This is a genomic window from Haemophilus sp. HMSC61B11, from assembly GCF_001838615.1.
Lineage (GTDB): Bacteria > Pseudomonadota > Gammaproteobacteria > Enterobacterales > Pasteurellaceae > Haemophilus_D > Haemophilus_D parainfluenzae_AD.
Genome location: NZ_KV838003.1, coordinates 183,469 through 209,385 on the forward strand (window position 1 = coordinate 183,469; position 25,917 = coordinate 209,385).

At 39.1% G+C, this 25,917-nt stretch carries 21 protein-coding genes, 1 tRNA gene and 1 other annotated feature; of the genes, 11 read left to right on the plus strand and 11 right to left on the minus strand.

The annotated features are described in order from the left end of the window. Positions 1-108: 108 nt before the first annotated feature. The 3 genes from accA to znuC form a co-directional block, all read right to left on the minus strand. Positions 109-1,056: an acetyl-CoA carboxylase carboxyl transferase subunit alpha gene (gene accA, locus HMPREF3263_RS10035; RefSeq protein WP_005697172.1), complete on the minus strand. Its 948-nt coding sequence runs from the start codon at positions 1,054-1,056 to the stop codon at positions 109-111. Positions 1,057-1,143: 87 nt separating this feature from the next. Continuing rightward, complete coding sequence (gene znuB / locus HMPREF3263_RS10040; protein ID WP_005699689.1) at positions 1,144-1,929, minus strand: zinc ABC transporter permease subunit ZnuB; 786 nt, start codon at positions 1,927-1,929, stop codon at positions 1,144-1,146. Between the two features lie 9 nt (positions 1,930-1,938). Beyond that, complete coding sequence (znuC, locus tag HMPREF3263_RS10045) at positions 1,939-2,733, minus strand: zinc ABC transporter ATP-binding protein ZnuC (protein WP_070853270.1); 795 nt, start codon at positions 2,731-2,733, stop codon at positions 1,939-1,941. A 178-nt stretch (positions 2,734-2,911) separates the two neighbouring features. Here znuC and mepM point away from each other — a divergent pair, with 178 nt between their 5' ends. The 6 genes from mepM (at position 2,912) to HMPREF3263_RS10075 (ending at position 9,171) form a co-directional block, all read left to right on the plus strand. Next, positions 2,912-4,387, plus strand: coding sequence for a murein DD-endopeptidase MepM (gene mepM / locus HMPREF3263_RS10050; protein WP_005697089.1), 1,476 nt, complete (start codon positions 2,912-2,914; stop codon positions 4,385-4,387). Positions 4,388-4,519: 132 nt separating this feature from the next. Further along, positions 4,520-5,473 (plus strand): ABC transporter permease, encoded by a 954-nt coding sequence (locus HMPREF3263_RS10055; RefSeq protein ID WP_005697091.1) that lies wholly within the window; start codon positions 4,520-4,522, stop codon positions 5,471-5,473. Continuing rightward, positions 5,466-6,425: an iron chelate uptake ABC transporter family permease subunit gene (locus HMPREF3263_RS10060; protein ID WP_005697155.1), complete on the plus strand. Its 960-nt coding sequence runs from the start codon at positions 5,466-5,468 to the stop codon at positions 6,423-6,425. Before HMPREF3263_RS10055 ends, HMPREF3263_RS10060 begins: the two co-directional genes overlap by 8 nt. Continuing rightward, entirely contained in the window at positions 6,416-7,177 is a 762-nt protein-coding gene (locus HMPREF3263_RS10065) for an iron ABC transporter ATP-binding protein (RefSeq protein WP_005697095.1), read from the plus strand. Before HMPREF3263_RS10060 ends, HMPREF3263_RS10065 begins: the two co-directional genes overlap by 10 nt. A 14-nt stretch (positions 7,178-7,191) precedes the next feature. Beyond that, positions 7,192-8,100 (plus strand): siderophore ABC transporter substrate-binding protein, encoded by a 909-nt coding sequence (locus HMPREF3263_RS10070; protein ID WP_005697118.1) that lies wholly within the window; start codon positions 7,192-7,194, stop codon positions 8,098-8,100. A 120-nt stretch (positions 8,101-8,220) separates the two neighbouring features. Continuing rightward, entirely contained in the window at positions 8,221-9,171 is a 951-nt protein-coding gene (locus tag HMPREF3263_RS10075; protein ID WP_005697092.1) for a sigma 54-interacting transcriptional regulator, read from the plus strand. Here the strand turns inward: HMPREF3263_RS10075 and hflX are convergent. The 3 genes from hflX to rluC all read right to left on the minus strand — a co-directional run bounded on the left by hflX (position 9,161) and on the right by rluC (position 11,877). Next, positions 9,161-10,516 carry a ribosome rescue GTPase HflX gene (gene hflX / locus HMPREF3263_RS10080; RefSeq protein ID WP_005697077.1) on the minus strand — a complete coding sequence of 452 codons (1,356 nt, stop codon included), beginning with the start codon at positions 10,514-10,516 and terminating at the stop codon, positions 9,161-9,163. The two genes, HMPREF3263_RS10075 and hflX, sit on opposite strands and share 11 nt — an antisense overlap. Positions 10,517-10,525: 9 nt before the next feature. Next, positions 10,526-10,810, minus strand: coding sequence for an RNA chaperone Hfq (hfq, locus tag HMPREF3263_RS10085; RefSeq protein ID WP_005697164.1), 285 nt, complete (start codon positions 10,808-10,810; stop codon positions 10,526-10,528). A gap of 86 nt (positions 10,811-10,896) precedes the next feature. Then, positions 10,897-11,877 (minus strand): 23S rRNA pseudouridine(955/2504/2580) synthase RluC, encoded by a 981-nt coding sequence (gene rluC / locus HMPREF3263_RS10090; RefSeq protein ID WP_005697129.1) that lies wholly within the window; start codon positions 11,875-11,877, stop codon positions 10,897-10,899. Positions 11,878-12,303: 426 nt separating this feature from the next. Here rluC and rne point away from each other — a divergent pair, with 426 nt between their 5' ends. Next, a complete protein-coding gene (gene rne / locus HMPREF3263_RS10095) occupies positions 12,304-15,105 on the plus strand; it encodes a ribonuclease E (RefSeq protein ID WP_070853271.1) in 2,802 nt (933 codons plus the stop codon). A 155-nt stretch (positions 15,106-15,260) separates the two neighbouring features. Beyond that, positions 15,261-15,350: transfer RNA gene (locus HMPREF3263_RS10100), tRNA-Ser, on the plus strand. 69 nt (positions 15,351-15,419) lie between these two features. Here HMPREF3263_RS10100 and priC read toward each other — a convergent pair. The 4 genes from priC to gloA form a co-directional block, all read right to left on the minus strand. Beyond that, entirely contained in the window at positions 15,420-16,001 is a 582-nt protein-coding gene (gene priC, locus HMPREF3263_RS10105) for a primosomal replication protein PriC (RefSeq protein ID WP_005697084.1), read from the minus strand. A gap of 39 nt (positions 16,002-16,040) precedes the next feature. Next, positions 16,041-17,393: a Na+/H+ antiporter family protein gene (locus HMPREF3263_RS10110; protein ID WP_070853272.1), complete on the minus strand. Its 1,353-nt coding sequence runs from the start codon at positions 17,391-17,393 to the stop codon at positions 16,041-16,043. A 103-nt stretch (positions 17,394-17,496) separates the two neighbouring features. Beyond that, positions 17,497-17,623: a sequence feature (His leader region), on the minus strand. A 117-nt stretch (positions 17,624-17,740) separates the two neighbouring features. Then, positions 17,741-18,430: a ribonuclease T gene (rnt, locus tag HMPREF3263_RS10115; RefSeq protein WP_049380431.1), complete on the minus strand. Its 690-nt coding sequence runs from the start codon at positions 18,428-18,430 to the stop codon at positions 17,741-17,743. 10 nt (positions 18,431-18,440) lie between these two features. Next, positions 18,441-18,848 (minus strand): lactoylglutathione lyase, encoded by a 408-nt coding sequence (gene gloA / locus HMPREF3263_RS10120; RefSeq protein WP_065285770.1) that lies wholly within the window; start codon positions 18,846-18,848, stop codon positions 18,441-18,443. Between the two features lie 233 nt (positions 18,849-19,081). Here gloA and pgtP point away from each other — a divergent pair, with 233 nt between their 5' ends. Both pgtP and HMPREF3263_RS10130 read left to right on the plus strand, forming a co-directional pair. Beyond that, on the plus strand, positions 19,082-20,410 hold the full coding sequence (gene pgtP, locus HMPREF3263_RS10125) for a phosphoglycerate transporter protein PgtP (RefSeq protein WP_005696695.1): 1,329 nt from the start codon (positions 19,082-19,084) through the stop codon (positions 20,408-20,410). A gap of 126 nt (positions 20,411-20,536) precedes the next feature. After that, the gene (locus tag HMPREF3263_RS10130) at positions 20,537-23,104 is read left to right on the plus strand and encodes a GDYXXLXY domain-containing protein (protein WP_005697110.1); all 2,568 of its coding nucleotides are present in this window, start codon (positions 20,537-20,539) and stop codon (positions 23,102-23,104) included. Positions 23,105-23,171: 67 nt separating this feature from the next. Here HMPREF3263_RS10130 and cmoA read toward each other — a convergent pair whose 3' ends face one another. Next, a complete protein-coding gene (cmoA, locus tag HMPREF3263_RS10135) occupies positions 23,172-23,897 on the minus strand; it encodes a carboxy-S-adenosyl-L-methionine synthase CmoA (RefSeq protein ID WP_005697102.1) in 726 nt (241 codons plus the stop codon). A gap of 184 nt (positions 23,898-24,081) precedes the next feature. On the opposite strand from cmoA, the gene aspS reads away from it, so the two are divergent. After that, positions 24,082-25,848, plus strand: coding sequence for an aspartate--tRNA ligase (gene aspS, locus HMPREF3263_RS10140; RefSeq protein ID WP_005697087.1), 1,767 nt, complete (start codon positions 24,082-24,084; stop codon positions 25,846-25,848). Positions 25,849-25,917: the final 69 nt, after the last annotated feature.

The following is a 25,917-nucleotide window of genomic DNA, read 5'->3' on the forward strand; positions in this document are numbered from 1 at the left end:
CTCCTTTTACATTATTTTTATTTTAGTGTTGATACTTTTGCTCGTATCTATGCTTTATTCTCAAAACACAAAAAGAGCGGTTAAATTAACCGCTCTTTTTATATATTATTAACAATAACCGTAAGACATTAAACGTTCGTAACGTCTTTCTAATAAGCCATCTTTGTCGAAAGTATCTAATTCATTTAGCTCTTCAACAAGACAGTGTTTTAAATTGCGTGCCATTTCATGATAATTACGATGCGCACCACCTAATGGCTCTGGAACGATATTATCAATTAAACCTAACTCTTTTAAACGAGCCGCGGTTAATCCCATGACTTCTGCTGCGGTTGACGCTTTTTCAGCGCTCTTCCACAAGATTGAAGCGCAGCCTTCTGGTGAAATAACGGAATAAGTTGAATATTGCAACATATTCACTTTGTCGCCCACACCAATGGCTAACGCACCACCGGAACCGCCTTCACCGATTACCGTACAGATAACCGGTACTTTTAAGGTAGACATTTCGCGTAAGTTACGAGCAATCGCTTCAGATTGGCCACGTTCTTCCGCACCGATGCCAGGGTAAGCCCCTGGCGTGTCGATAAAGGTAATAATAGGTAAGTTAAAACGCTCAGCCATTTGCATTAAACGTAATGCTTTACGATAGCCTTCAGGTGCAGGCATACCAAAGTTACGTGTCACTTTATCTTTTACCGTACGGCCTTTTTGATGACCGATAACCATCACAGCACGGCCATCTAAACGCGCAAGGCCTCCAACGATTGCTTTATCATCAGCAAAAGCACGATCGCCAGCAAGCTCTTGGAAATCAGTAAAAATATGTTCGATATAATCAAGGGTGTATGGACGATTTGGGTGACGTGCCATACGAGAAACCTGCCATGCATCAAGATTTGCAAAGGTTTTTTTGGTTAATTCATCGCTTTTCTTTTGTAAGCGTTTAATTTCATCGTGTAAATCAATTTTGTCATCAGATGCTGAACGTAGTGCTTCAATTTTGGCTTCAAGTTCAGCAATAGGTAATTCAAAATCTAAATATTCTTGGCTCATTTCTTATCCTAAAATATCGTCAAAAGTTGCCCGCACTTTATCAAGATTTAAGGTGCGGTGCAAATGGTTTTCACTGGTTGGAGCGGATTATAAATATTCCTTTTTTAGTAATGATAACAAAAACAAAAATGCGGAACAAATTACGACGGAAGGCCCCGCAGCTGTATCATAAAAGGCGGAAAGAAATAACCCGCCAACGACAGAAAGCATACTGATTAAAATCGCAATAAATACCATTTGTTCAGGTGTTTTGGCAAAACGTCTTGCTGTTGCGGCGGGAATAATTAAGAGTGATGTAATAATCAGTGCCCCAACAAACTTCATACTTAATGCGATCGTCAGTGCGGTCAAAATCATTAAGATAAATCGCATTTTTTTAATGTTAATGCCTTCCACTTGAGCCAGTTCAGGTGAAACTGTGGTGGAGAGTAAGGCTTGCCAGAAGTAAAGCAGTGTGCCTAATACAATGAGGACACCCGTGCCAATATAAGGTAAGTCGTTAAAATTAATGGCGAGCAAATCCCCAAAAAGATAACTCATTAAATCTACGCGGACATTTTTTAGTAAGCCAACCGTAACCACACCAAGGGAAAGACAACTGTGTGCGATAATGCCTAAAAGGGTATCCACTGAAAATTGCGTGTTACTTTCGAGCCAAACCATTAATACGGCGAGAATAATCGTCAAAATTACAATGGCAACATAAGGGTTAATTTGTAAGAAAATCCCTAACGCCACACCAAGCAAGGCTGAGTGGGAAAGGGTATCACCAAAATAAGCCATTTTACGCCACACCACAAAAGCACCCAGTGGTGCGGTAATTAAGGAAAGCAGTAATCCCGTAAGCAAGGCGGGAAATAAAATCTCAAACATGATTTTTCCTTATTGTTGGCATTCAGATGGATTGGCACTGCAACTACAAACATCACCGTGCATATTATGATGATGATTATGATGGTGCGTATAAAAGCCCACATTTTGTGAGATTTGGTTGCCCCAAAGGCGTATAAATGTTGGATCATTCGATAAACTTTCGGGTGTGCCGGCACAGCGAATATGTTGATTGATGCACAACACTTCTTTACTGTCCGCCATCACGATATGCAAATCATGGGAAACCATTAAAACCGCACAATTTAAGGCTTGTTGAGTACGGTGAATCAGCTGATAAAGTTCAGCTTGACCATTAATATCGACCCCTTGAGTTGGTTCATCTAGCACCAGTAAATTGGGTTTGTTCAAAATCGCACGAGCTAATAACACGCGTTGCATTTCCCCACCTGAGAGTTTTTGCATATTATTTTTTCTCAAATGAGTGATAGAGAGTTGCTCAAGTGCGGTTGATATTTCTTGCGTTTTAACACCTTTTTTGAGTGCCAGAAAACGCTCAACCGTCATCGGTAAGCTGTGATCTAAGTGAATTTTTTGTGGGACATAGCCAATTCTGACATTCGTGCTATAAATGACTTCACCGGATGTAGGCGTTTGTAATTTTAATAAGGTTTTTAAGAGCGTCGATTTTCCCCCACCATTTGGCCCGACAATGGTGATAATTGAGTTTGGATAAATACTGAGATTAATATCCCGCAATGCCGTCTTTTGATCAAAAACCACATTAATATTTTTCAGCGTAATTAACGGTGTGGATTGGGCTGGTTGAATGGCGTGAATTTGCATAATTCCCCCTTTAAAAATGGCTCACTAAAATAGCTTATTTCCTCATTTTTCTCAAGAAATTCTGACAATGCCTAATATTTAGGCATAATATTTTACATTTTTAGGGTAAAATGAATTTTTTTTAGAGTTTGTAGTCTGAAGAGCGAAAAGCTTTTTATTCATTTTAAAGGTATCTATTTTGCAACACGTTAAATTAGCTAGAGATCGACGGAAAAGAAAATCCCGCATAAAAGCGGTGATTTTTTTTGCTGCACTTTTGCTTATTTTAACGGGCATTTTCCTCGCCTTTAAAGACACTGCTGATTATGATCCTTCCCTGCAAAGCAATCTTGAACCAGAGATGGTGGATAACGTTCAATATCAATCTCTTACACCTGAAAAAACAGAATCAGGAAATCCTCAATCTCAAGAAGGTGAACACCCTGAAGCGAAACAACATGCTAATACGGAAGATGCAACCTCTTATGATGATGAACTTCAAGCCAAAGATGATGAAGTGGATGAAATCAAACCACAATTTGATGATCTCAATGATTTACCAAAAGATGCGCAAGATGCGCTGAGTGGTATTTTAGATGTGGCTGATCAGGCTCTGCGTATTACCGATCAATTTAGCCATACCGTAGTGCGTGGTGATTCATTAAAGGATGTATTAGAGCTTTCAGGGTTGGAAGATGATACCGCAAAGAATTTGATTACTGCTTATCCTGAATTAAAAACACTTCGCGCAGGTCAACAGTTCTATTGGATTTTAGATAAAGAAGATCAACTAGAATATTTAAATTGGTTGGTATCTGAAAAAGAAGAACGTATTTATGAACGGACTGAAAACGGTAAGTTTAAACGCCAAATTTTAGAGAAGAAAAGCATTTGGAAGAAAGAGGTGTTAAAAGGTACGATTAACGGATCCTTTGCATCGAGTTTACGTGATTTAGGTTTGGATGGACGTCAAATCAGCCAGTTAAGCTCTGCGTTACAGTGGCAGGTAAGCCTTCAAAAACTTAGTAAAGGCACCAAATTTGCGATTTTAGTATCACGTGAATATTTAGGTGATAAATTAACCGGTCAAGGTAACGTTGAAGCCATTCATATTATGGCAGATGGTAAGAGCTATTATGGTATTCAAGCGGCGAATGGCCGTTATTACGATAAACAAGGTGAAACTCTTGGTAAAGGCTTTGCTCGTTATCCATTACAACGTCAAGCGCGTATTTCTTCCCCATTTAACCCAAATCGCCGCCATCCGGTAACGGGACGTGTTCGTCCACATAAAGGGGTAGATTTTGCCGTAGCACCAGGCACACCAGTTATTGCGCCAGCAGAAGGCTTAGTGGAAAAAGTGGCTTATCAAGCAGGTGGTGCGGGACGTTATATAGTGATACGTCATGGTCGGGAATATCAAACGGTTTATATGCATTTAAGCCGAGCTTTAGTCAGAGCGGGGCAAATGGTGAAGAAAGGGGAGCGTATTGCATTAACAGGAAATACAGGTATCTCAACGGGGCCTCATTTACACTATGAATTCCATATAAATGATCGTGCAGTAAACCCGCTTACAGTGAAGTTGCCGGGTACCAGTAGCGGAATGGCAACAGCAGAACGTAAACAATTCTTAATCCGTGCAAAAGAAGTGGAAATAACGTTAAAATTATAGTGAATAAAGTGCGGTCAAATTTGACCGCATTTTTGTATGTCTAAAAATTAACTGAAAACTGACTGCACTTCATCTTTTCTCTCTTCTATCAATATGCTATCCTTTTTGCATTTTAGAATTATTCTCATTTTTATGATTAAGCGACGTTATCTGATTTTTCTTTTGATCGTGCTTTCCTTTGTTTCACTTTTTCTCGGGGTAAGTACTGTTAATCTGCAAGGGTTACTGAATTTTGAAGGTAATCAATGGCAGATATTTTTTATCAGTCGAGTGCCTCGTTTAATCAGTATCTTGATTGCGGGTGCATCCTTAAGTATTTGTGGCTTAGTGATGCAGCAACTCAGCCGAAACCGATTTGTTTCGCCTACCACCGCGGGCACCATGGACAGTGCAAGATTAGGCATTTTAATGGCGATGCTGTTTTTCCCAACGGCTTCAATGTTGTTAAAAACCACCATTGCGGTCATCGTATCTTTCCTTGGCACATTGTTATTTATGACGATTCTGTCCCGTTTGAAATTCAAGGACACGATTTTTGTGCCTTTAGTGGGGATTATGTTTGGTAATATCATCAGTTCAATTACTGCTTTTATCGCTTACAAAGAAGATTTATTGCAAAACTTATCTGGGTGGCTACAAGGGGATTTTTCTCTTGTAATGTCTGGTCGTTATGAATTGTTGTATTTTAGTATTCCTACACTCATCGTGGCTTATTTATTTGCGCATCGTTTTTCTATTGTTGGGATGGGAAAAGATTTTGCGGTTAATCTAGGTCTAAATTATAACCAAGTCCTTTATCTCGGTTTGCTCATTGTGGCGGTGGTGTCTTCGATTATTATCGTGTCTGTTGGCGTGATCCCTTTCTTGGGGTTAATTATTCCGAATATCGTCACGCTTTATTTAGGGGATAACTTGAAGAAAGTGCTATCTCATACCGCCTTGTTAGGCGCTGTATTTGTTTTATTCTGCGATATTTTAGGTCGAAGTGTGATTTATCCTTATGAGATTTCCATTAATGCCGTGGTTGGTGTATTTGGCAGTGGTATCTTCTTATTTTTATTATTAAAACGGTATAGAAATGGCTAAGAAATCTTCTTCTCAACTGATTATATTGTCGTTGTTAGCCATTGTTTCTCTTGCACTTTATTTAGGCTACAACTTACCAAACCGTTGGCAATATGCCTTGGAAAATCGTGCCTTATCATTAATTGCGATTGTCATTACAGGCGCGGCAATTGCACTTGCTACGATGATTTTCCAAACGGTCGTGAATAACCGAATTCTCACGCCGAGTATTTTAGGGTTAGATTCGTTGTATTTGCTAATTCAAACGACGATTATTTTCCTTTTCGGTTCAAGCACATTGCTTTCCATGAATTCTATTGCATTGTTTGTCTTGTGTACGGGATTAATGATGGCCTTTTCATTAGTGCTTTATCACTTCCTATTTAAGAAAGAGAACCAAAATATTTTCTTCTTGTTGCTTGTCGGGATTATTTTCGGCACCTTCTTTGGTAGCTTAACAACGTTTATGGAAGTGTTGATTGACCCAAATGAATTCCAGATCGCACAAGATATTGGCTTTGCCAGTTTCAATCGAATCAATACTCAAATCTTGTGGGTCGCATTAGCCATTTTAGTGGCGACGATTGTTTTCAGTTTAAGATATTGGCATTGCTTTGATGTGTTGGCATTAGGACGAGAAAATGCCATTAACTTAGGGATTGATTACCAAAAGACCTTAAAAGTCCTATTAATTCTCGTGGCAATTTTAACGTCAGTGTCGACCGCACTTGTTGGCCCACTTACGTTCCTTGGGCTATTGGTGATGAATGTGACCTTTGAATTTATTCGAGATTATCGCCACAAAGTCCTCATTCCTGCTGCGATGTTAATTTCCATCATAACCTTGGTTTTAGGGCAATTATTAGTGACCCATATTTTTACGTTCCGCACGACATTAAGCATCATTGTTAATTTTGTCGGTGGCGTGTATTTTATTTATTTGTTATTAAGAGCAAACAAAAAATGGCAATAGAAATTCGCAATATTACTAAAAGTTACGGAAGCAAAAAGGTGGTGGATGATGTGTCCGTTACCATTCCTACGGGGAAAATTACGTCTTTTATCGGGCCGAATGGCGCGGGGAAGAGTACCGTACTATCTATTATGAGTCGTTTGTTGAATGCGGATAGCGGCGAGATCTACCTCAATGGTGAATTACTCAACCGCAAAAAAAGTTGCGATATCGCAAAACGACTGGCGATCTTAAAACAAACTAACAACATTAATTTACGTCTAACCATTGAAGATTTAGTCGCTTTTGGTCGTTTTCCTTATTGCAAAGGAAACTTAACCCAAAATGACCGCACTTTTATTGATAATGCTATTGCCTATATGAATTTAGATGATATTCGTCATCAATATATCGATAGTTTAAGTGGCGGGCAGCGACAACGCGCTTATATTGCGATGACACTGGCACAAGATACGGATTATATTTTGTTGGATGAGCCCTTAAATAATCTGGATATGAAACATTCAGTGCAGATCATGCAAGTTTTGCGTAAATTAGCGACAGAACTCAACAAAACCGTGGTGATTGTGATTCACGATATTAATTTTGCCTCTTGTTATTCAGACTACATTGTTGCTATGAAAAATGGAAAATTAGTCCACCAAGGTGAAGTTAACCACATTATGCAATCGCCCGTGTTACAAGATATTTATGATATGGCGATACCTATTCAGGATATCGACGACCATAAAATTGCCGTTTATTTTAGATAAATAAGGAAATCTTCATGAAAAAAACATTATCAACTTTAGCGCTTTCACTCTTTGCATTTGCTGGTATTGCACAAGCGGCGGATATTACCGTTGAAAATGCCGCTGGAAAACAGGTTGTGCCACAAAATCCACAGCGTGTCATTGTGCTTGATTTTGGGGCGGCAGATACGCTTCGTGCATTAGGTGTGCAAGATAAAATTGTGGGCTTCCCACAAAGCGGAAAAATTCCAAGTTACCTTTCTGAATTTGCAGACAAAAAATATAAGAATGTCGGTGATTTGAAAGAACAATCATTGGAGCAAATCAACGAACTCAATCCGGATTTGATCATTGCGTCTAAACGTCAAGAAAAAATGATCGACAAATTTAAAGAAATTGCGCCAGTGTTTAATGTTGAAAATGACTACAACAATTACTACCCGAGTTTTCAACAAAATGTGACCGCACTTGGTCAGATCTTTGGCAAAGAAAATGTTGCGAAAGAAAAACTTTCAGCATTGGAAAGTAAGGTTGACCAAGTCGCCAAAGATGCGAAAGACAAAACAGCTTTATTGGTATTGGTTAATGAAAGTAAAATCAGTGCCTTTGGTGATGGCTCTCGCTATGGCATGGTGTATCAAAAATTTGGTTTTAAACCGATTGATGACAGCATCAAATCATCTACGCACGGACAAAGTGTTGGTTTTGAATATATTTTAGAAAAAAATCCAGACTTTTTACTCGTAGTGGATCGTACAGCAGCCATTACAGAAAAAGCCAACAATGCACAAAAAGTATTGGATAACGATATCATCAAACAAACCAAAGCGTATAAAGATGGACACATTGTGTATCTTGATGCAGCCAATTGGTATCTTGCGTTTGGTGGTTTAGAAAGCATGGAAATCATCGCACAAGAACTTGAGCGTGCAGTGAAAAAATAATACAAAAAATCATGAAAAAGGGCAGTCAAGGATTGCCCTTTTTATATGTAAATTTATCTTTACACATATCAATAAACTTCCTATCATATCGGCATCATTCAATAAAATTGAGCTTATTTTATGCTGACATTTAATCCACAAGATCCTTTCTCTTGCTTTGTCACTCAAAGCCTTTCCATGAAAAGTGCGGTCGAAAATGCACAACGTTTTGCGATGTTTGATGTGCCGCTTTTAATTCAAGGTGAAACAGGTACAGGTAAAGACTTATTAGCAAAAGCTTGCCATTTTGCTAGCTTACGTCGTGAGAAAAAGTTCATTGCTGTAAACTGTGCAGGCTTACCGGATGAAGATGCGGAAAGTGAAATGTTTGGGCGGAAAGTGGGTGACAGTGAAACTATCGGTTTTTTTGAATATGCTAACGAAGGCACTGTGTTACTGGATGGTATTGCCGAGCTTTCATTAAGTTTACAGGCAAAATTATTGCGTTTTTTAACTGATGGTTCTTTCCGTCGAGTGGGTGAAGAAAAAGAACATCATGCAAATGTTCGAGTGATTTGTACTTCACAAGAACCGATGGAAAAGCTGTTAGAACAAGGGAAATTGCGCAGTGATTTATTTCATCGCTTAAATGTTTTGGCGCTAAATGTTCCCCCCTTGCGTGAGCGAGTAGAAGACATTCAGCCTTTAACGGAAGGTTTTTTACAAGAAATTAGCACACAGCTTAAGATTTCAATACCGCAATATAGTGCTGATTTTCTGAATTATTTAAAAGGGCAGCCTTGGCAAGGTAATGTGCGAGAACTATACAATGTCTTGTATCGCGCCTGTTCTTTAGCAAAAAATAACCAGCTTGATATTGAAAGTTTAAATTTAAAACCCGTACAAAGTGCGGTCATTTCTGTAGATGATTTTGGTGAGCAAACGCTGGATGAGATCATGGGACAATATGAGGCGAGAGTATTGCGTGCATTTTATGCTCAGTATCCAAGTACGCGAAAATTGGCGCAACGATTAGGCGTATCACACACGGCGATTGCCAATAAATTAAAACAATACGGTATTAGTAAATAATTTCTGACAGTTTAGGGAATTGTTTATGAAGTTTGAGCCATTCGACTTTATCAATTTGTACATTGAGGATAAATTCACCTTCATCTGAAATTTGCTCGTGACGAATGCTATCTAATTGATAGAGCGCATGGCGGATTTTGCCCTCTTGTGGGAGCAGCGTGAGGGTGAAAGAAAGTATCTCATTTTTCAACCGCACTTTAATGGCTTCAAGCAGTAGATCTAATCCTTCACCTGAATGTGCGGAAAGGTAAACGGCAACGGGCTTATTCTCGTCATCATATTCAATATGGGGTACCACATTTTCCAATAAATCAATTTTGTTATATACCAGCAATACTGGTACTTTGTCAGCCTTAATTTCTTCCAACACTAAATTCACGGCTTCAATATTTTCGATCTTTCGAGCGTCTGCTGCATCAATGACATGCAATAACAAACTGGCTTCTACCGTTTCTTGCAAGGTAGATTTAAAAGCGGAAACTAAATCATGGGGAAGTTGGCGAACGAAACCAACGGTATCGGCGAGAATCACTGTGCCAACATCTTGAATTTGCAAACGTCTTAATGTGGGATCGAGGGTGGCAAAAAGCTGATCTGCCGCATAGACATTGGCTTGCGTGATGAAATTGAAGAGTGTCGATTTCCCCGCATTGGTGTAGCCTACTAAGGAAATGGTCGGAATATCCGCTTTTTGTCGTGTTTGGCGATTTTGATTGCGTTGTTTTTCGACTTTCGCCAAACGATTTTGCAACTGTGCGATACGAACCTTGATTAAACGGCGATCCGTTTCTAACTGCGTTTCGCCAGGGCCACGCAATCCTACCGCACCTTTTTGCTGATCTAAGCCTGTTTTTCGGCGGACTAATCGAGTGGATAAATGCTTAAGCTGAGCTAATTCAACTTGCAATTTCCCTTCGTGCGAGCGGGCTCGTTGGGCAAAGATATCTAAAATCACCCCAGTGCGATCTACTACACGACATTGGCAAATGCTTTCTAAATTACGGGTTTGAGCGGGCGTTAATTGATGATTCACCAAAACAACATCGGCATCTAAGGCTTTCACTGCATCAGCAATTTCTTGTGCTTTCCCCTCACCGATAAAATATTTCGCTTGTGGCGTGGCACGGCTTGTGGTGATGATTTGTAAAATCTCAACATTGGCAGATTCCGCTAAAAGTTGGAATTCTTGTAGATCTTCAATGTTTTTATTTTGAGAAAAGAAAACATGCACGACGACAGCTTTATCTTTTGTCGGTTGGCTATTGTCGACTGTTTTAGATGACGAAAGTGCGGTTGAAATTTCAGGTGAATTTTCAACCGCACTTAAATTGATGAAATCGTTCATTGAACAGAATTATTCTGCTTGTGTTTCTACTTCCGCTACAGCATCAGAAGTTTGTGCTGCATGATGACCGCCATTATTATTGTGGTGAGAAACAGAACGTGCTGGAACCACAGTCGAAATTGCGTGTTTGTACACCATTTGATTAACCGTGTTTTTTAATAAAATCACGAATTGGTCGAATGATTCGATTTGACCCTGTAATTTAATCCCATTAACGAGATAAATCGAAACAGGAATACGTTCACGGCGTAACGCATTCAAATAAGGATCTTGTAATGATTGTCCTTTTGCCATTTTGCTATCCTTTGTTGTTATATGTTAATTAATGATAGAAACGAGTTGTCTCCGTCATCAAATATAACAATAAACATTTTTCTTGTCTATGGGTTTATCTCTTTGCTTTCACGCAGTTTTTTCAGAATTGCTTTCATTTTTTCGTCTAGTTGCGCATTGAGGCGTAATGTTTCACCCGTTTTAGGGTGCACAAAGCGAATAGAAAACGCATGTAAAAACAAGCGATTAAGCCCGATATCTTGCATATATTTATCGAATTCTTTATCACCGTATTTATCATCTAATGCAATTGGGTGGCCTGCATATTGAGTATGAACTCGGATCTGATGAGTTCGTCCCGTTACAGGGGATGCTTTCACTAAGGTCGCATTTTGATAGCGTTCTTCGATAGCAAATCGCGTTTCTGAAGGTTTACCTTGCTCACTGACTTTAACGATGCGTTCACCACTGGCGAGTTCATTTTTTAATAAAGGGGCTTGCACGACTTTTACATGAGATTGCCATTGTCCACGCACGAGCGCGAGATAATCTTTTTGTACCGTTTTAACACGAAGTTGTTCGTGTAAGTTGCGTAAGGCAGAGCGTTTCTTTGCCACTAATAAAAGGCCGGATGTATCTCTGTCTAAACGGTGAACTAATTCTAAAAAGCGGGCTTCAGGACGTAATGCACGCAAGGCTTCAATCACACCAAAATTCAAACCACTCCCGCCATGAACTGCGATGCCGGAAGGTTTGTTCAATACTAATAAACAGTCATCTTCAAAAATAATATGGCTTTCAAGGGAGGCCACTTTATTCAAGTTTTTAGAAATTGGCGCAGTATTTTTTTCAGAAACACGAACAGGTGGCACACGTACCACATCACCATTTTGCAATTTATATTCAGGTTTGATTCGTCCTTTGTTCACTCGTACTTCGCCTTTGCGCAGAATGCGATAAATCAAACTTTTTGGTATACCTTTTAATTTTGCCAATAAATAATTATCAATGCGTTGTCCTGCTTCATCCTCAGAAATAGTGAGCATTTTGACGGATTGATTGATGATTTTTTCTTGTTTTTCAGCCATTGAATCTGTCCTTTAAAAATTGGGCAGAATCATATCACAATATCCTTAGCGATAATAGCAAGAATGCCTTGCTAATTTAGCCCCGAATGTGGATAATAGAGCGTCTTTCTACGCCTCAAATTTGGCATTTAGAAAGCAATTTTGTATGTTGGTCAAAACTCAATGCGGCAAATGGCATAAGACATTGAGAATCAACATGTTTTTCTTGAAGGTTGACGCTTCCTTGCAATGCGTAATTAACACATCGCATTGTTTTACGAAAATTGTCTTAGATAACAATTGAGTATGCTATCAATGCACCCAGCAACACACAGTCGTGAGATTGACTGTTCGCGAGAAACACGAGGTCGATGGCTAAGGTTAGTAAATCTGTAAAGTGCGGTTAATTTTCAAGGTATTTTAGATAATTCAAACGAGAAATTGACAATGAAAAGAATGTTAATCAATGCGACTCAAAAAGAAGAGTTGCGCGTTGCGTTGGTCGATGGCCAGCGTTTATTCGACTTGGACATTGAAAGTCCGGGTCATGAACAGAAAAAAGCCAATATTTACAAAGGGAAAATCACTCGCGTAGAGCCGAGTTTAGAAGCAGCCTTTGTGGATTATGGTGCCGAGCGCCATGGCTTCCTTCCTTTGAAAGAAATTGCCCGCGAGTATTTCCCTGCTGATTATGTGTTCCAAGGTCGTCCAAATATCCGTGATATTTTGACCGAGGGCCAAGAAGTGATCGTTCAGGTGAACAAAGAAGAACGCGGCAATAAAGGCGCTGCCTTAACCACTTTTGTTTCCCTTGCAGGTAGTTATTTGGTGATTATGCCAAACAATCCACGTGCAGGTGGTATCTCTCGCCGTATTGAAGGCGATGAACGTATCGAATTAAAAGAAGCATTGAGTTCTTTAGATGTGCCTGAAGGCGTTGGTCTAATCGTGCGTACAGCGGGTGTGGGTAAATCACCAGAAGAATTACAGTGGGACTTGAAAGTACTTTTACATCATTGGGAAGCAATTAAACAAGCTTCACAAAGCCGTCCAGCTCCGTTCTTAATTCACCAAGAAAGTGATGTGATCGTTCGTGCGATCCGTGATTACTTGCGTCGAGATATCGGTGAGATCTTAATTGATAGTCCGAAAGTATTTGAAAAAGCGAAAGCACACATCAAACTTGTACGTCCAGATTTCATCAATCGTGTGAAATTGTATCAAGGCGAAGTGCCGCTATTTAGCCACTACCAAATTGAGTCACAAATTGAATCAGCCTTCCAACGTGAAGTGCGTTTACCTTCTGGTGGTTCGATTGTCATTGATGTGACAGAAGCATTAACAGCGATCGATATCAACTCGGCGCGTTCAACTCGTGGTGGCGATATTGAAGAAACCGCATTAAATACCAACCTTGAAGCAGCGGATGAAATTGCTCGTCAATTACGTTTACGTGACTTAGGTGGGTTAGTGGTTATCGATTTCATTGATATGACACCTGTTCGTCACCAGCGTGAAGTAGAAAACCGTATCCGTGATGCCGTGCGTCAAGACCGTGCACGTATTCAAATCAGCCGTATTTCTCGCTTCGGCTTGTTGGAAATGTCACGTCAGCGTTTAAGCCCATCATTAGGTGAGTCTTCTCACCATGTTTGCCCACGCTGTCAAGGTACAGGTAAAGTGCGTGATAACGAAAGCTTATCACTTTCAATCTTACGTTTAATCGAAGAAGAAGCGTTAAAAGAAAATACCAAACAAGTACACACTATCGTGCCTGTACAAATTGCGTCTTACTTACTTAACGAAAAACGTAAAGCCGTTCATAGCATCGAAAAACGTCATGATGTAGATATTATCGTGGTGCCAAATGAAGCAATGGAAACGCCACATTTCAGCGTATTCCGTGTTCGTGAAGGTGAAGAGCTAAATGAATTAAGCTATAACTTAACCAAATTCCATGATGCACAAGACGATACATTTGTACCAGAAGAGTCTCTTGTTTCTCGCAATATCGAAACTGCAGCAGTAACCTCTGAGCAAGTGATGGAAAGTGCTGCGGTATCGCTATCGATCCCAACGGCAGCGCCTGCACCAGTTGAGCGCAAATCAGAAGGTCCTTCACTGTTTGCAAAAATTGTTGCTGCAATTAAAGGTTTATTCGCTTCTGGACCAAAAGAAGAAGAGAAAAACCAAAACAATCGTAATAATCGCAATGGCAATCGTAATAATCGTCGCAATCAAGATCGTCGTAATAATCGTCGTTCTCGCAATGAAAACAACGATAATGCGAAAAATACAGACGAAGAAAATACACGTCCAACTCGTGAGCGTGTGAATAATCGTCGTAATCGCCGCAACGTTAATGAAGAGGTTATTGCTGAAAGTTCAGTTAATTTAGCGAATGTTTCTGATGATAATCGTCAAGAAGAAAAAGCAGAGAAACCTGTAGCTGAACGTCGTCAACGTCGTGATTTACGTAAACGCGTTCGTATTGATGACAATGCGAATAACACCAATGAGAATGTGATTGAAGCAGTTGAAGTTCCAGCGATTAAAAATGAAGAGGTTGAAAATAACGCTGTAGATAATACAGAAGATAAACCACGTCAAGAACGTCAACGTCGTACACCTCGTCATTTACGTGCATCGAATAATCAACGCCGTCGTCGTAATGAAGTGAAGTCCCCAATGCCATTATTTGCGGCAGTGGCTTCACCAGAATTAGCAAGCGGTAAAGTATGCATCGATTATTCTGCGGTGAATGCACCGAAAGAAAATAATTTCTTATCGGTGGATGAGTTGCTTGAGCAAGAAAAAACGAAAAAAGGTGTGATAACACCGGCAACAGGTATTGTTGTGGAAGAGAAATCAGTTGAAGCACAACCTGCGTTAGATTTCATTACTCAACCGGCAAATGAAGCGGTTCAACAGAAAGTGCAAGAATCATTAGAACGCTTGCATCATAAATCAGAACCTGTAGCTCAAGTCGCAACGACAGAAGTTGAACCTCAAGAAAAAGCTGAGTTTGTTCGTTCTTATGTGTTTACTGGTCGTGCAGGTACGATTTCAGCCGTACCACATACAAAAGCAGCCATGACATTAGCCAAAGCACCAGATGAAGCGTCTAAGCCATTCCCAATTGTAGAATGGACTGAGTCTCGTTATTACTTTAATGGTAAAGGCGCGGCAGGCCATCATAGTGCAATTAGTCATATTTATTCTGAACCGACACAAGCGAAAGCAGAGTAATATCTTAATCATAAAGACGGAGCCAGTAGGTTCCGTTTTTTATTTTGTGTATTTTTAAAACATAGTGATTTAAAAGTAGTCAGTCAGATAATTTTTTTATTTTCTTGCTTGACGGGGTGGGGGAAAAAACGTATTATTCATCTCGCTTAAATCACGGAGGAATGGTCGAGTGGTTGAAGGCACCGGTCTTGAAAACCGGCGAGGGTTTACGCCCTCCGTGAGTTCGAATCTCACTTCCTCCGCCATCAAATTCAAAAAATCCCTAAGTCGAAAGATTTAGGGATTTTTGCTTTTCACTCTATTTCAAAAAGATCTTATTTTTTGACCGCACTTTCTTGGGCTTCTTTAAAGGCAAGGTATTCTTCTAAGGTCTCAATTGCCTCTAAGCATTTTTGACGACGAGTTGAATAAATCGATGCAGTTTGCTTATGCATATCTCGTTGAATATCTGTTTGAGCCGTATTCGCTTGTGCTTTAGCTTCTTCGTATTTTTCCGTGAGTTGCTGCAAGGCTTCATAATATTTTTCTAGACGCTCTCTTGGCGGAAGTTGATGAATGCTATGTTGTGATTTACTGCTTGTAACTGGTTGTTCCGTTTTTTTCGGTTGAATAGCTTTTTTATGCTTACGATTCATGGCTTCAGTTAATGCGGTACATTGCCCTAAAAGATGTTCAGCCATAAATACGATTTGTTCTTCATTTTGATAGGGTAGGCTACATAGCTTCGTTAAGCTTTGTTGGATTTCTTTGAGATAAAAGCCGACGGTTTCAAAATCTTCAGTAAATAAAGTGCGGTTGAATTTAGCGTTGATTTTTTTATCAGAGTCAGCTTGATAGGCTTGAGTTAGTTGCTGTACTTTTTGTTCGAGCGTATTGAGTAATGATTGAATAGACATAAAAAAATCCCTGCATAATGAATGCAGGGATTATAACGATTAAAGGGTCATGGCTGCAATCCAACCGAATGCTAATAATGGAATGTTGTAGTGAATAAAGGTCGGCACAACAGAATCCCAAATGTGGTCGTGTTTACCATCCATATTCAAACCGGATGTTGGACCAAGTGTTGAGTCTGAAGCCGGTGAACCCGCATCCCCTAATGCTGCTGCTACACCTACGATAGACACTGTCGCAAGTGGTGAGAAACCAAAAGAGAGACAAAGTGGTACATAAATTGAGGTGATAATTGGCACGGTTGAGAAAGAAGAGCCAATACCCATAGTAATCAATAAGCCAACGAGTAACATTAAGAATGCCGCAACGCCTTTGCTTTGAATCACACCCGTTGAAAGTGCATCAACTAACTCTTTCACGCCACTTGTTGAATTAATGACATTAGCGAAACCAGAAGCTGCAATCATCACAAAGCCGATCATCGCCATTAAGCGTAAACCTTGTTGGAAAATATCGTTACTTTCTTTGAGTTTGAAAATACCAAAAGCACCGAAAATGACTAAACCGACTAAACCACCAATGATAGTTGAACTTGTGAAAAGCTGTGTGGCAAAAGTCGCGACAATGGCGACCGCACTTGCGGTAATTTGAATCGGTTTAATGTTCGCAATGTGTTGTTTAATTTCACTTGTAGTTGGTTCTGCCGTTGTCACAACATACTCGCGCGGTTTGCGATAGGTAACAAATACGGCAGTGAGTAAACCAAGAATCATACCAATAACAGGGATAAGCATAGCAAAAGAAACTTCACCAACACTGGTTTGTAAACCGAGTGGAGCACCAGCCAGATTGATATTTTTTACTAAAATGCTTTCGATAAAGATTTTCCCGAAACCAACCGGTAAGATCATATAGGTTGCTGTTAAACCGAAGGTAATAATGCAAGCGACTGCACGACGATCGATTTTTAAACGGTTAAAAATAGAAAGTAAAGGTGGCACTACAATCGGGATAAATGCAATGTGCACTGGGAGCAAGTTTTGGGATGAAATGGCGAATAAAAGCAAAATACCAAGCAGCATATATTTAAACCACGCTAAATTTTTATCAGTTGGTGTTTTGTTCATTCGGGTAATAATTTTGTAGGCAAGCAAATCAGTGATGCCAGATTTTGAAATCGCAATGGCAAATGCACCGAGCATCGCATAGTTCATCGCGACTTCAGCACCACCACCTAAGCCGCCAGTGAAAGCCTCAATGGTTTTGCTTAAACCTAGGTCTCCGCATAAGCCAGCTGTAAGGGCAGAAATCACAAGTGCGATAACCACGTTCACGCGCAGTAGGCTTAACGCCAGTAGCACGACAATTGAAATAACAACGGGATTCGATAGCATATTGTTGTTCCTTATTGATTAATTAAAAGAAAAAGGTCGCATAAAAGAAAATTGATTTAAGGTTAGATGTCGCATAGTAATAAACTCCTGTAAATTGATAATAAAACAAAACCCCTCGAAAGTTGCCTTCCGAGGGGTAAGATTTTTTGATCTTTATCTTGTCAGCTCGGAAGAAATCTTCCAAGCACGCCAACAGCCTGAAAGATTATTCAGTTGAATGGCGATGATGGTGACGAAGGATAAAGTTCATTTGAAACTCTCTTATTTAGATAACTAAATTGAATTGGTTTTTAAAATACGGTAAACCGAAAACGATTGCAAGTCTTTTTTCTAAAAAATTTTGAAAATTAAAGTGCGGTCTGATTTTCAGTAGTTTTTCCCGTTTCATCGGTTTGAGCAATATGCGGGAAACCACCAAGATCTTTTAAGTGATTGACCATATAGCAGAATAATTCCGCAGTGCGTTCGGTGTCATATAGCGCAGAGTGTGCTTGTTTACCATCAAAAGGAATTTTTGCTGCTTGGCATGCTTTGACGAGCACTGTTTGTCCAAACATAAAACCGGCAAGTGTTGCGGTATCAAACATCCCGAAAGGGTGGAATGGATTACGTTTTACACCCGTACGTTCAGCAGCAGCCATCACGAAGCTTTGGTCAAAAGCCGCATTATGTGCCACGATAATAGAACGCTGACATTCAGAATCTTTTTGTCCTCGACGCACCATTTGGAACAATCCTGTGATGGCATCTAATTCAGATACGGCACCTCGCAATGGATTGTGAATATCAATCCCGTTAAATTTGAGTGATTCCGGATTAATATTCGCACCTTCAAATGGCTCAATATGAAAATGGCATTTTTGATCGGGGTGTAAATTGCCATTCTCATCCATTTTTAAGGTGATTGCCGCAAGTTCTAAAAGCGCATCTTTTTTGGCATCAAACCCAGCCGTTTCCACATCAATAATGACAGGAAAGTAGCCGCGAAACCGATTTTTTAATTGGTGGTGATAAGGAATTTCAGGTGTATCTGACACAATGTATTCCTTAATTCCCTAAAGCTGATTTTGCACTTTTATTTTCGATAAACTCGATCTTATAACCATCTGGATCTTCAACGAATGCAATCACGGTTGTGCCACCTTTAACAGGGCCAGCTTCGCGAGTTACTTTACCGCCATTAGCACGTACCGCTTCACAAGTTGCGTAAATATCATCTACACCAATAGCAATATGACCGTAAGCATTACCAAGATCATATTCAGTCACGCCCCAGTTGTATGTTAATTCAATTTCAGTTGCACTCTCACCATCCTCGTAACCTAAAAAGGCCAGTGAATATTTATACTCAGGGTTTTCACTTGTGCGTAATAAACGCATACCTAAAACGTCTTGATAAAATTTAATAGAGCGGTCTAAATCACCCACTCGAAGCATGGTGTGTAAAATTCTCATCTTATTATCCTTTTTTTATTGGGTTGGTCGGTATTATAACATAGAAATTTTTAAATAGACTTAGGACGTAATTTATCCCAGAAATTAGAGTCGTTTAAATAACGAAAATGAACTAATCATTTGGAGTGGTCGGAGCTCTGTTTCATATTCGGCTTTGGTAATCTGTTTCTCGTTGTAGTGGCCTAGCTATTACAAGGATACGACAAGTTGTAAATTATTATAGGAGAACAAAGATGTTTTCATTCTTAAAAGCATCTCCTCCAGCACCAAGAATTGAAAGTTCTAGAACAGATGCCGAGTATAAAAAATTACGTTGGCAGGTATTTGCTGGAGTATTTATCGGGTATGCGGCTTATTATCTTATCCGCAAAAACTTTTCTTTAGCAATTCCTTATCTTATTGATGAATATGGCTTTACTAAAGCTGATTTAGGTACAGTTGGGGTAGCGTTATCACTGGCTTACGGTTTTAGTAAGTTCATTATGGGGAATATTTCTGACCGAAGTAATCCTAAATATTTTATTACTATTGGTTTATTAGGTTCTGCATTAGTGAGCTTAATTTTCGGTTTAGTACCAGGCGTGCTTTCTTCTATTCCATTGATGATTGTGTTAGCTGCATTAAATGGCTGGTTCCAAGGAATGGGATATCCACCAGGTGCAAAAACAATGACCAACTGGTTCTCGGTTTCTGAACGTGGTGTTTGGTGGAGCTGGTGGAACGTATCGCATAACTTAGGTGGTGGTTTAATTGGTCCATTAGCGATCCTCGGTTTATCGATTTTCGGCGTATGGCAATCTTTATTCTATTTACCAGCCTTAATCGCGATTGTATTGGCATTCATCATGTTCTATTTAATGCGCGATACTCCAGAATCACAAGGGTTACCACCGGTAGATGAATGGAAAGGTGAAAAAATCGTAGAGAAAGTCGAATCGGCTCACACGCTTTCTTCTAAAGATATTTTCATGAAATACATCATTAATAATAAGTTCTTATGGGCGATTGCACTTGCGAACGTATTTGTGTATTTCATTCGTTATGGCATCATTGACTGGGCACCAACGTATCTAAAAGAAGTGAAACACTTCTCTGTAGACAAACAAAGTTGGGCGTATTTCCTTTACGAATATGCAGGTATCTTTGGTATGCTTGCTAGTGGTTATTTGAGTGATAAAGTCTTCAAAGGTCACCGTGCACCGCCGATGTTATTATTCCTAACCGGTGTATTAATCGCGATTATTGTTTATTGGAAAAACCCAGAAGGAAATCCACTCGTAGATAATATTTGTCTTGTAGCTATCGGTTTCTTAATTTATGGTCCAGTAATGATGATCGGGCTTCAAGCGGCAGACCTTGTGCCACGTGTTGCAACAGGTACAGCGACAGGTCTAACCGGGCTATTCGGTTACTTATTAGGTTCTGCGAGTGCAGGCTATGTAATGGGTAAATTGGTCGACTTATTTGGCTGGGATGGTGGTTTTTATGCCTTGATCGTTTCTTGCTTCTTAGGATTTGGTTTCATTGCTTTTACCTTACTCCATAAGCCGAATGCAGCGTAATAAGTATTATTTTACCTAAATTAAAATGTGGCTAAATTGTATTATTTAGCCACATTTTTTTGTTATTTATTTACCTGACTATTATGCTAAGATAATACGAATATTTTTATAAAAAGGAAAAAATGAATGAATACAACTGGCCTTTTTAATCTTTCTTGGCAACGTTATTTAAATTTACTGTTTTTATTATTAACCGTGGGATTTTTAACGAGTGGAGTAGTCACGTTAATTGCAGCCAATTTAGATTATTTTTCTGATTTAGCCAAAATTTATGGCTTACAAACACTGCTTGTGGTGACACTGGTATTAGGCCTTTATTGTTTTATTCGAGAAAGTCGTCGACAAGCCAAAGAAAAATTAAAGTGGAAGACATATAGTATCTTTTTTGTTGTTTCTGTGTTAATTGGCGGTTTATTTGCCTTAGTCGGACAAACCTATCAAACGGGAGCTGATTTATGGCAGTTATTTGCTGTTTGGACACTGTGCCAACTTCCGTTTTTATTATTGTTTCCGAATGTGGCTTCTGCGTTATTATTTGCCACCACTACCAATGTTACATTTTATTTATTTAATGAACAAAACTCCTATAACTCAATGGGTTATGCCGTGCTAATTAATACTGGATTCCTCGTGGTATCTGAATTATTCAGTAAAACTTTTCATGATCAACATTGGCGAATTTTACCTAAAGTATTTTTAGTACTGACTTTTGCCAGTTTATTTGGTTTAACTGTAATTTATGATGTGTACTTTCATGCTTATGTTTGGGGTGAGCTTGGTCGTTCATCACTCAGTTCTTTACAGATTGCTATTCCTTCTTTGGTTGCATTTTACATATATCAAAAATACCGCTTTGATTTTATTAATTTAATTATTTCAGTTGTTGCCTTTCTAGGTGCTTATTGCTTTTGGGGTTCTGAGTTTATTCAAGCTTTCGAAGATGGATTGGTTTTAGGATTAATTGGCTTCATTTTTACTGTTATGGCAATCAATTGGTTGGTGAAACTCTATAAACGAGAACATCCAAATAATAAGAAATCCCATTGGGCGACTTCAATATTATGGGTGATAGCTTTATTGATAGCGGTAGTGACGATAGGCGCTTGGCTATTTTTTTCTTTAGGTTTAGATGAGTCTAGTACATTAATCATTGGTATTATTTTATTTGGCATAGCTTGGTCACTTACCTTAAATAAAGATAAAAATGAATACACTACAATTTTAGCGGGTTTATTTTTTCTAATCGCAAACAGTTTTTTAGGATTCTATTTGCTTGTTAAATTTGATAATCTTTTTCTTTTATTAGGATATGAATTTAGCGAAGATTCAAATCTCGGTATCTTTATTTCCACACTGATTTTTTCAGTCATTATTATTGTTACCTACAAATTGATGCCAAATTCTTTGGTTAGGATTCTACTGGTTATCCAACTTCTCGTTTATTGGCAAATTTCCTATGATATATATTTCCATAGTTACAGCTTGAATAACACATGGTTTAATAAAATCCAGCTACTGAGTTCGATCGTCTTCTTTTATTGGAGCATGAGACCTCATCAATCAGAGCGAATTCATTTAAAGCCGATTGCCTGGGGAATGGTGTTATTCTCTCTATGGAGCTCTTTGCCATCTTATATGATGCTTCCTTTGGTAGATTATGGTCTTATTGATACAGATGTTTCAAGTGATGTCATGCTATCAGACGCTATGAGCCTTAATAATATACTGCAAGTTTTAAGTGGACGATTTTGGTCCCACTTCCAGTTTGATGTTAACCATATCTTATATTTACTTATTTGTGTATTACCATTAATTGTCTATGCACTAATGAATAAGCACAACAAAGCTAAACATATAGAAGTTGTGTTAATTTTATTAGCATTAAGCTTGTTTGCATTAGGCTTTATTGGACTACCCGTCATTTTATATTTAACAGCGTTATTATTGCTCATTTATTGGACGGATAGCCGCGCGTTTTTTGGTCTTTTGGTATTTGCCTTTATTGTTTATTTAGGTGGATTCTATTACCAATTGAGTATTCCATTGCTCTATAAAGGAGTATTGTTAGTAAGTTTTGCTGTTATTTTTGCGATCGTCACCTTATTTTTACGCGCACGTTATAAATCCCCTTCACAAAGTGCGGTCGAAAACTATCCCGTTTTTAAAGCACCGATTGGGCTTGTCGGCGTATTTTTGATTGCGTTATTGGGGGCAGTGAATTATAAAGTGCAGCAATTTGAAGATGTGCTGGCTACAGGTAAGCCTGTTGTCTTAAAAATTGCTCCCGCGGATCCTCGTTCATTAATGCAAGGAGACTATATGGTATTGAATTATGCTATTTTATCTGACTTGCAGCAAAGTCAGTTTTCATCTGAATCTAATGAAACCACAGGTATAGATGAATTAAGTCCTTCGGGAAAAAAAGCTTATATACTTGTTCATCTTGATAAAAATCATGTCGCGACACTTTGTGAGGCGCAATCAGAGATACCAACAGATTTTAAACATTGCACACCAAATGTTTATTTACCAATTCGCTATAAAGGTTGGTTACCTGAATTACCAAGCCAAGATTATTTCTTTGCGGAAGGTAAAGGTGAATATTATGCACAATCGGAATATGCAGAATATCGCTTTAAAGATGGTATTTTGTTGCTAGCTCGTTTATTGGATAAGGATTTTAAAGGGTTATAAAGCATTGGTGACAAATAAGGGCGCATTTGATACGCCCTTATTTTTTAGATGATTGATTGGATTAGGATTATTTCACCGCAATCATCGAGCCAAAGTTAAAGCATTGGAACCATAATTCTACGTGTGAAAATCCGATGTTTTTTAACCGCTCTTTGTGGATGTTAATCGAGTCAGTCCGCATCACATTTTCAAGCGCAGTGCGTTTTTGGCTCACTTCAAGCTCACTGTAACCGTTAGCACGTTTGAATTGGTGGTGCAGGTCAATAAGCAGCTCGTTCACTTTTTCATCTTCAAAACGGAACTTTTCAGAGAGCACTAACACACCGTTTGGGTTTAAACCGTGATAGATTTTTGTGAGCAAGGCTACACGATCTTCTGGTGGTAAAAATTGCAATGTGAAGTTAAGCACTACCATTGAGGCGTTCTTAATTTCAATTTGACGAATATCATCGCAAAGAATTTCTACGGGTACATCACTATGATAAGCCGCAACATGCTGGCGGCAGCGTTCAACCATTGGCAGAGAATTATCAACACCGATAATTTTTACATTAGGTTGTTTTATATTACGGCGCATAGAAAGGGCTGCTGCACCACGTGAACAGCCTAAATCATAGACTTGGCTGTTAGCCGTCACAAAACGTTCAGCTAACATACCAATCGCCGTGATAATGTTGGAATAGCCAGGAATCGAGCGTTGGATCATGTCGGGAAATACTTCCGCCACGCTTTCATCAAAAGTAAAATCGCCCAGTTTTTCGATCGGGGCGGCAAAAATTGTATCTTTCATCATGATTGAATTCTGTTGTTGTCTTGAGAGAGCATTTATTTAGATAAAATGCAAAAAACTACGGTCATTTTAGTGAAAGTTTTTAAAGGATCAAATAAATTTCGCTTTTCAATTTAAATGCCCCGTCTTTTTCCGTATAATCAACGCGTTAATTATCCATTTTTAGAAAAATGAAAGGAATACAGAAATGATGCGTACACATTATTGCGGTGCATTAAACCGCAACCATATTGGACAAGAGGTAACATTAAACGGTTGGGTTCACCGTCGTCGCGATTTAGGTGGTTTAATTTTTATTGATATGCGTGATCGTGATGGTATCGTACAAGTTTGTTTTGACCCTAAATATCAAGAGGCATTAACCGCAGCTTCAGGCTTACGTAATGAATTTTGTATTCAAATTAAAGGTGAAGTGATCGCGCGTCCTGATAATCAGATTAATAAAAATATGGCGACAGGTGAAGTGGAAGTATTAGCGAAAGAATTACGCATCTACAATGCTTCTGACGTTTTACCACTAGACTTCAATCAAAACAACACTGAAGAACAACGTTTAAAATATCGTTATTTAGATTTACGTCGTCCAGAAATGGCACAACGTTTGAAAACCCGTGCAAAAATTACCAGCTTTGTGCGTCGTTTTATGGATGATAATGGTTTCCTTGATATCGAAACCCCAATGCTTACCAAAGCAACACCAGAAGGTGCACGTGACTATTTAGTGCCAAGCCGTGTGCATAAAGGCAAATTCTATGCATTGCCGCAATCACCACAGCTTTTCAAACAGCTTTTAATGATGTCTGGTTTTGATCGTTATTATCAAATCGTGAAATGTTTCCGTGATGAAGACTTACGTGCAGATCGTCAGCCTGAATTTACTCAAATCGATGTGGAAACTTCTTTCTTAACTGCGCCAGAAGTACGTGCGATCATGGAACGCATGGTACATGGTTTATGGCAAAACATCATTGGTGTGGATTTAGGTAAATTCCCACAAATGACCTGGCAAGAAGCGATGACTCGTTTTGGTTCAGATAAACCGGATTTGCGTAACCCGCTTGAATTAGTCGATGTGGCAGATATCGTTAAAGACGTTGAATTTAAAGTATTTAATGAGCCTGCAAACAATCCAAACGGTCGTGTGGCAGTCATTCGTGTACCAAATGGTACTGAAATCACTCGTAAACAAATTGATGAATATACACAATTTGTGGGCATTTACGGTGCAAAAGGTTTAGCTTGGGCGAAAGTAAACGATATCAATGTTGGCCTTGAAGGCGTACAAAGCCCTATTGCGAAATTCTTAAATGAAGAGATATGGAAAGCCTTAGCTGAACGTGTGAAAGCTCAAACCGGCGATATCTTATTCTTCGGTGCAGACAAATGGCAAACTACCACTGATGCAATGGGTGCATTGCGTTTGAAATTAGGTCGTGATCTTGGCTTAACTCGTTTAGATGAATGGCAACCGCTTTGGGTGATTGATTTCCCAATGTTTGAACGTGATGAAGAGGGTAATCTTGCAGCAATGCACCATCCATTCACTTCACCAAAAGATTTTACACCAGAGCAATTAGAAGCAGATCCGACAAGTGCGGTAGCAAATGCTTACGATATGGTTATTAACGGCTATGAAGTAGGTGGTGGTTCTGTCCGTATTTTCGATCCGAAAATGCAACAAACCGTATTCCGCATTCTTGGTATCAATGAACAAGAACAACGTGAAAAATTCGGCTTCTTGTTAGATGCATTAAAATTCGGTACACCGCCACATGCAGGTTTAGCATTTGGTTTAGACCGTTTAACCATGCTTTTAACGGGCACTGAAAATATCCGTGATGTGATTGCATTCCCGAAAACAACAGCAGCAGCTTGTTTAATGACCGAAGCGCCAAGTTTTGCGAATCCGCAGGCATTGGCTGAGTTGAGTATTCAGGTTGCGAAAGCTGAATAAGTTTAAAATTTATAATAAGGCGCGGTCAATTTTGACCGCACTTTCTTTTTGTTGAAAAAATTTTATTCA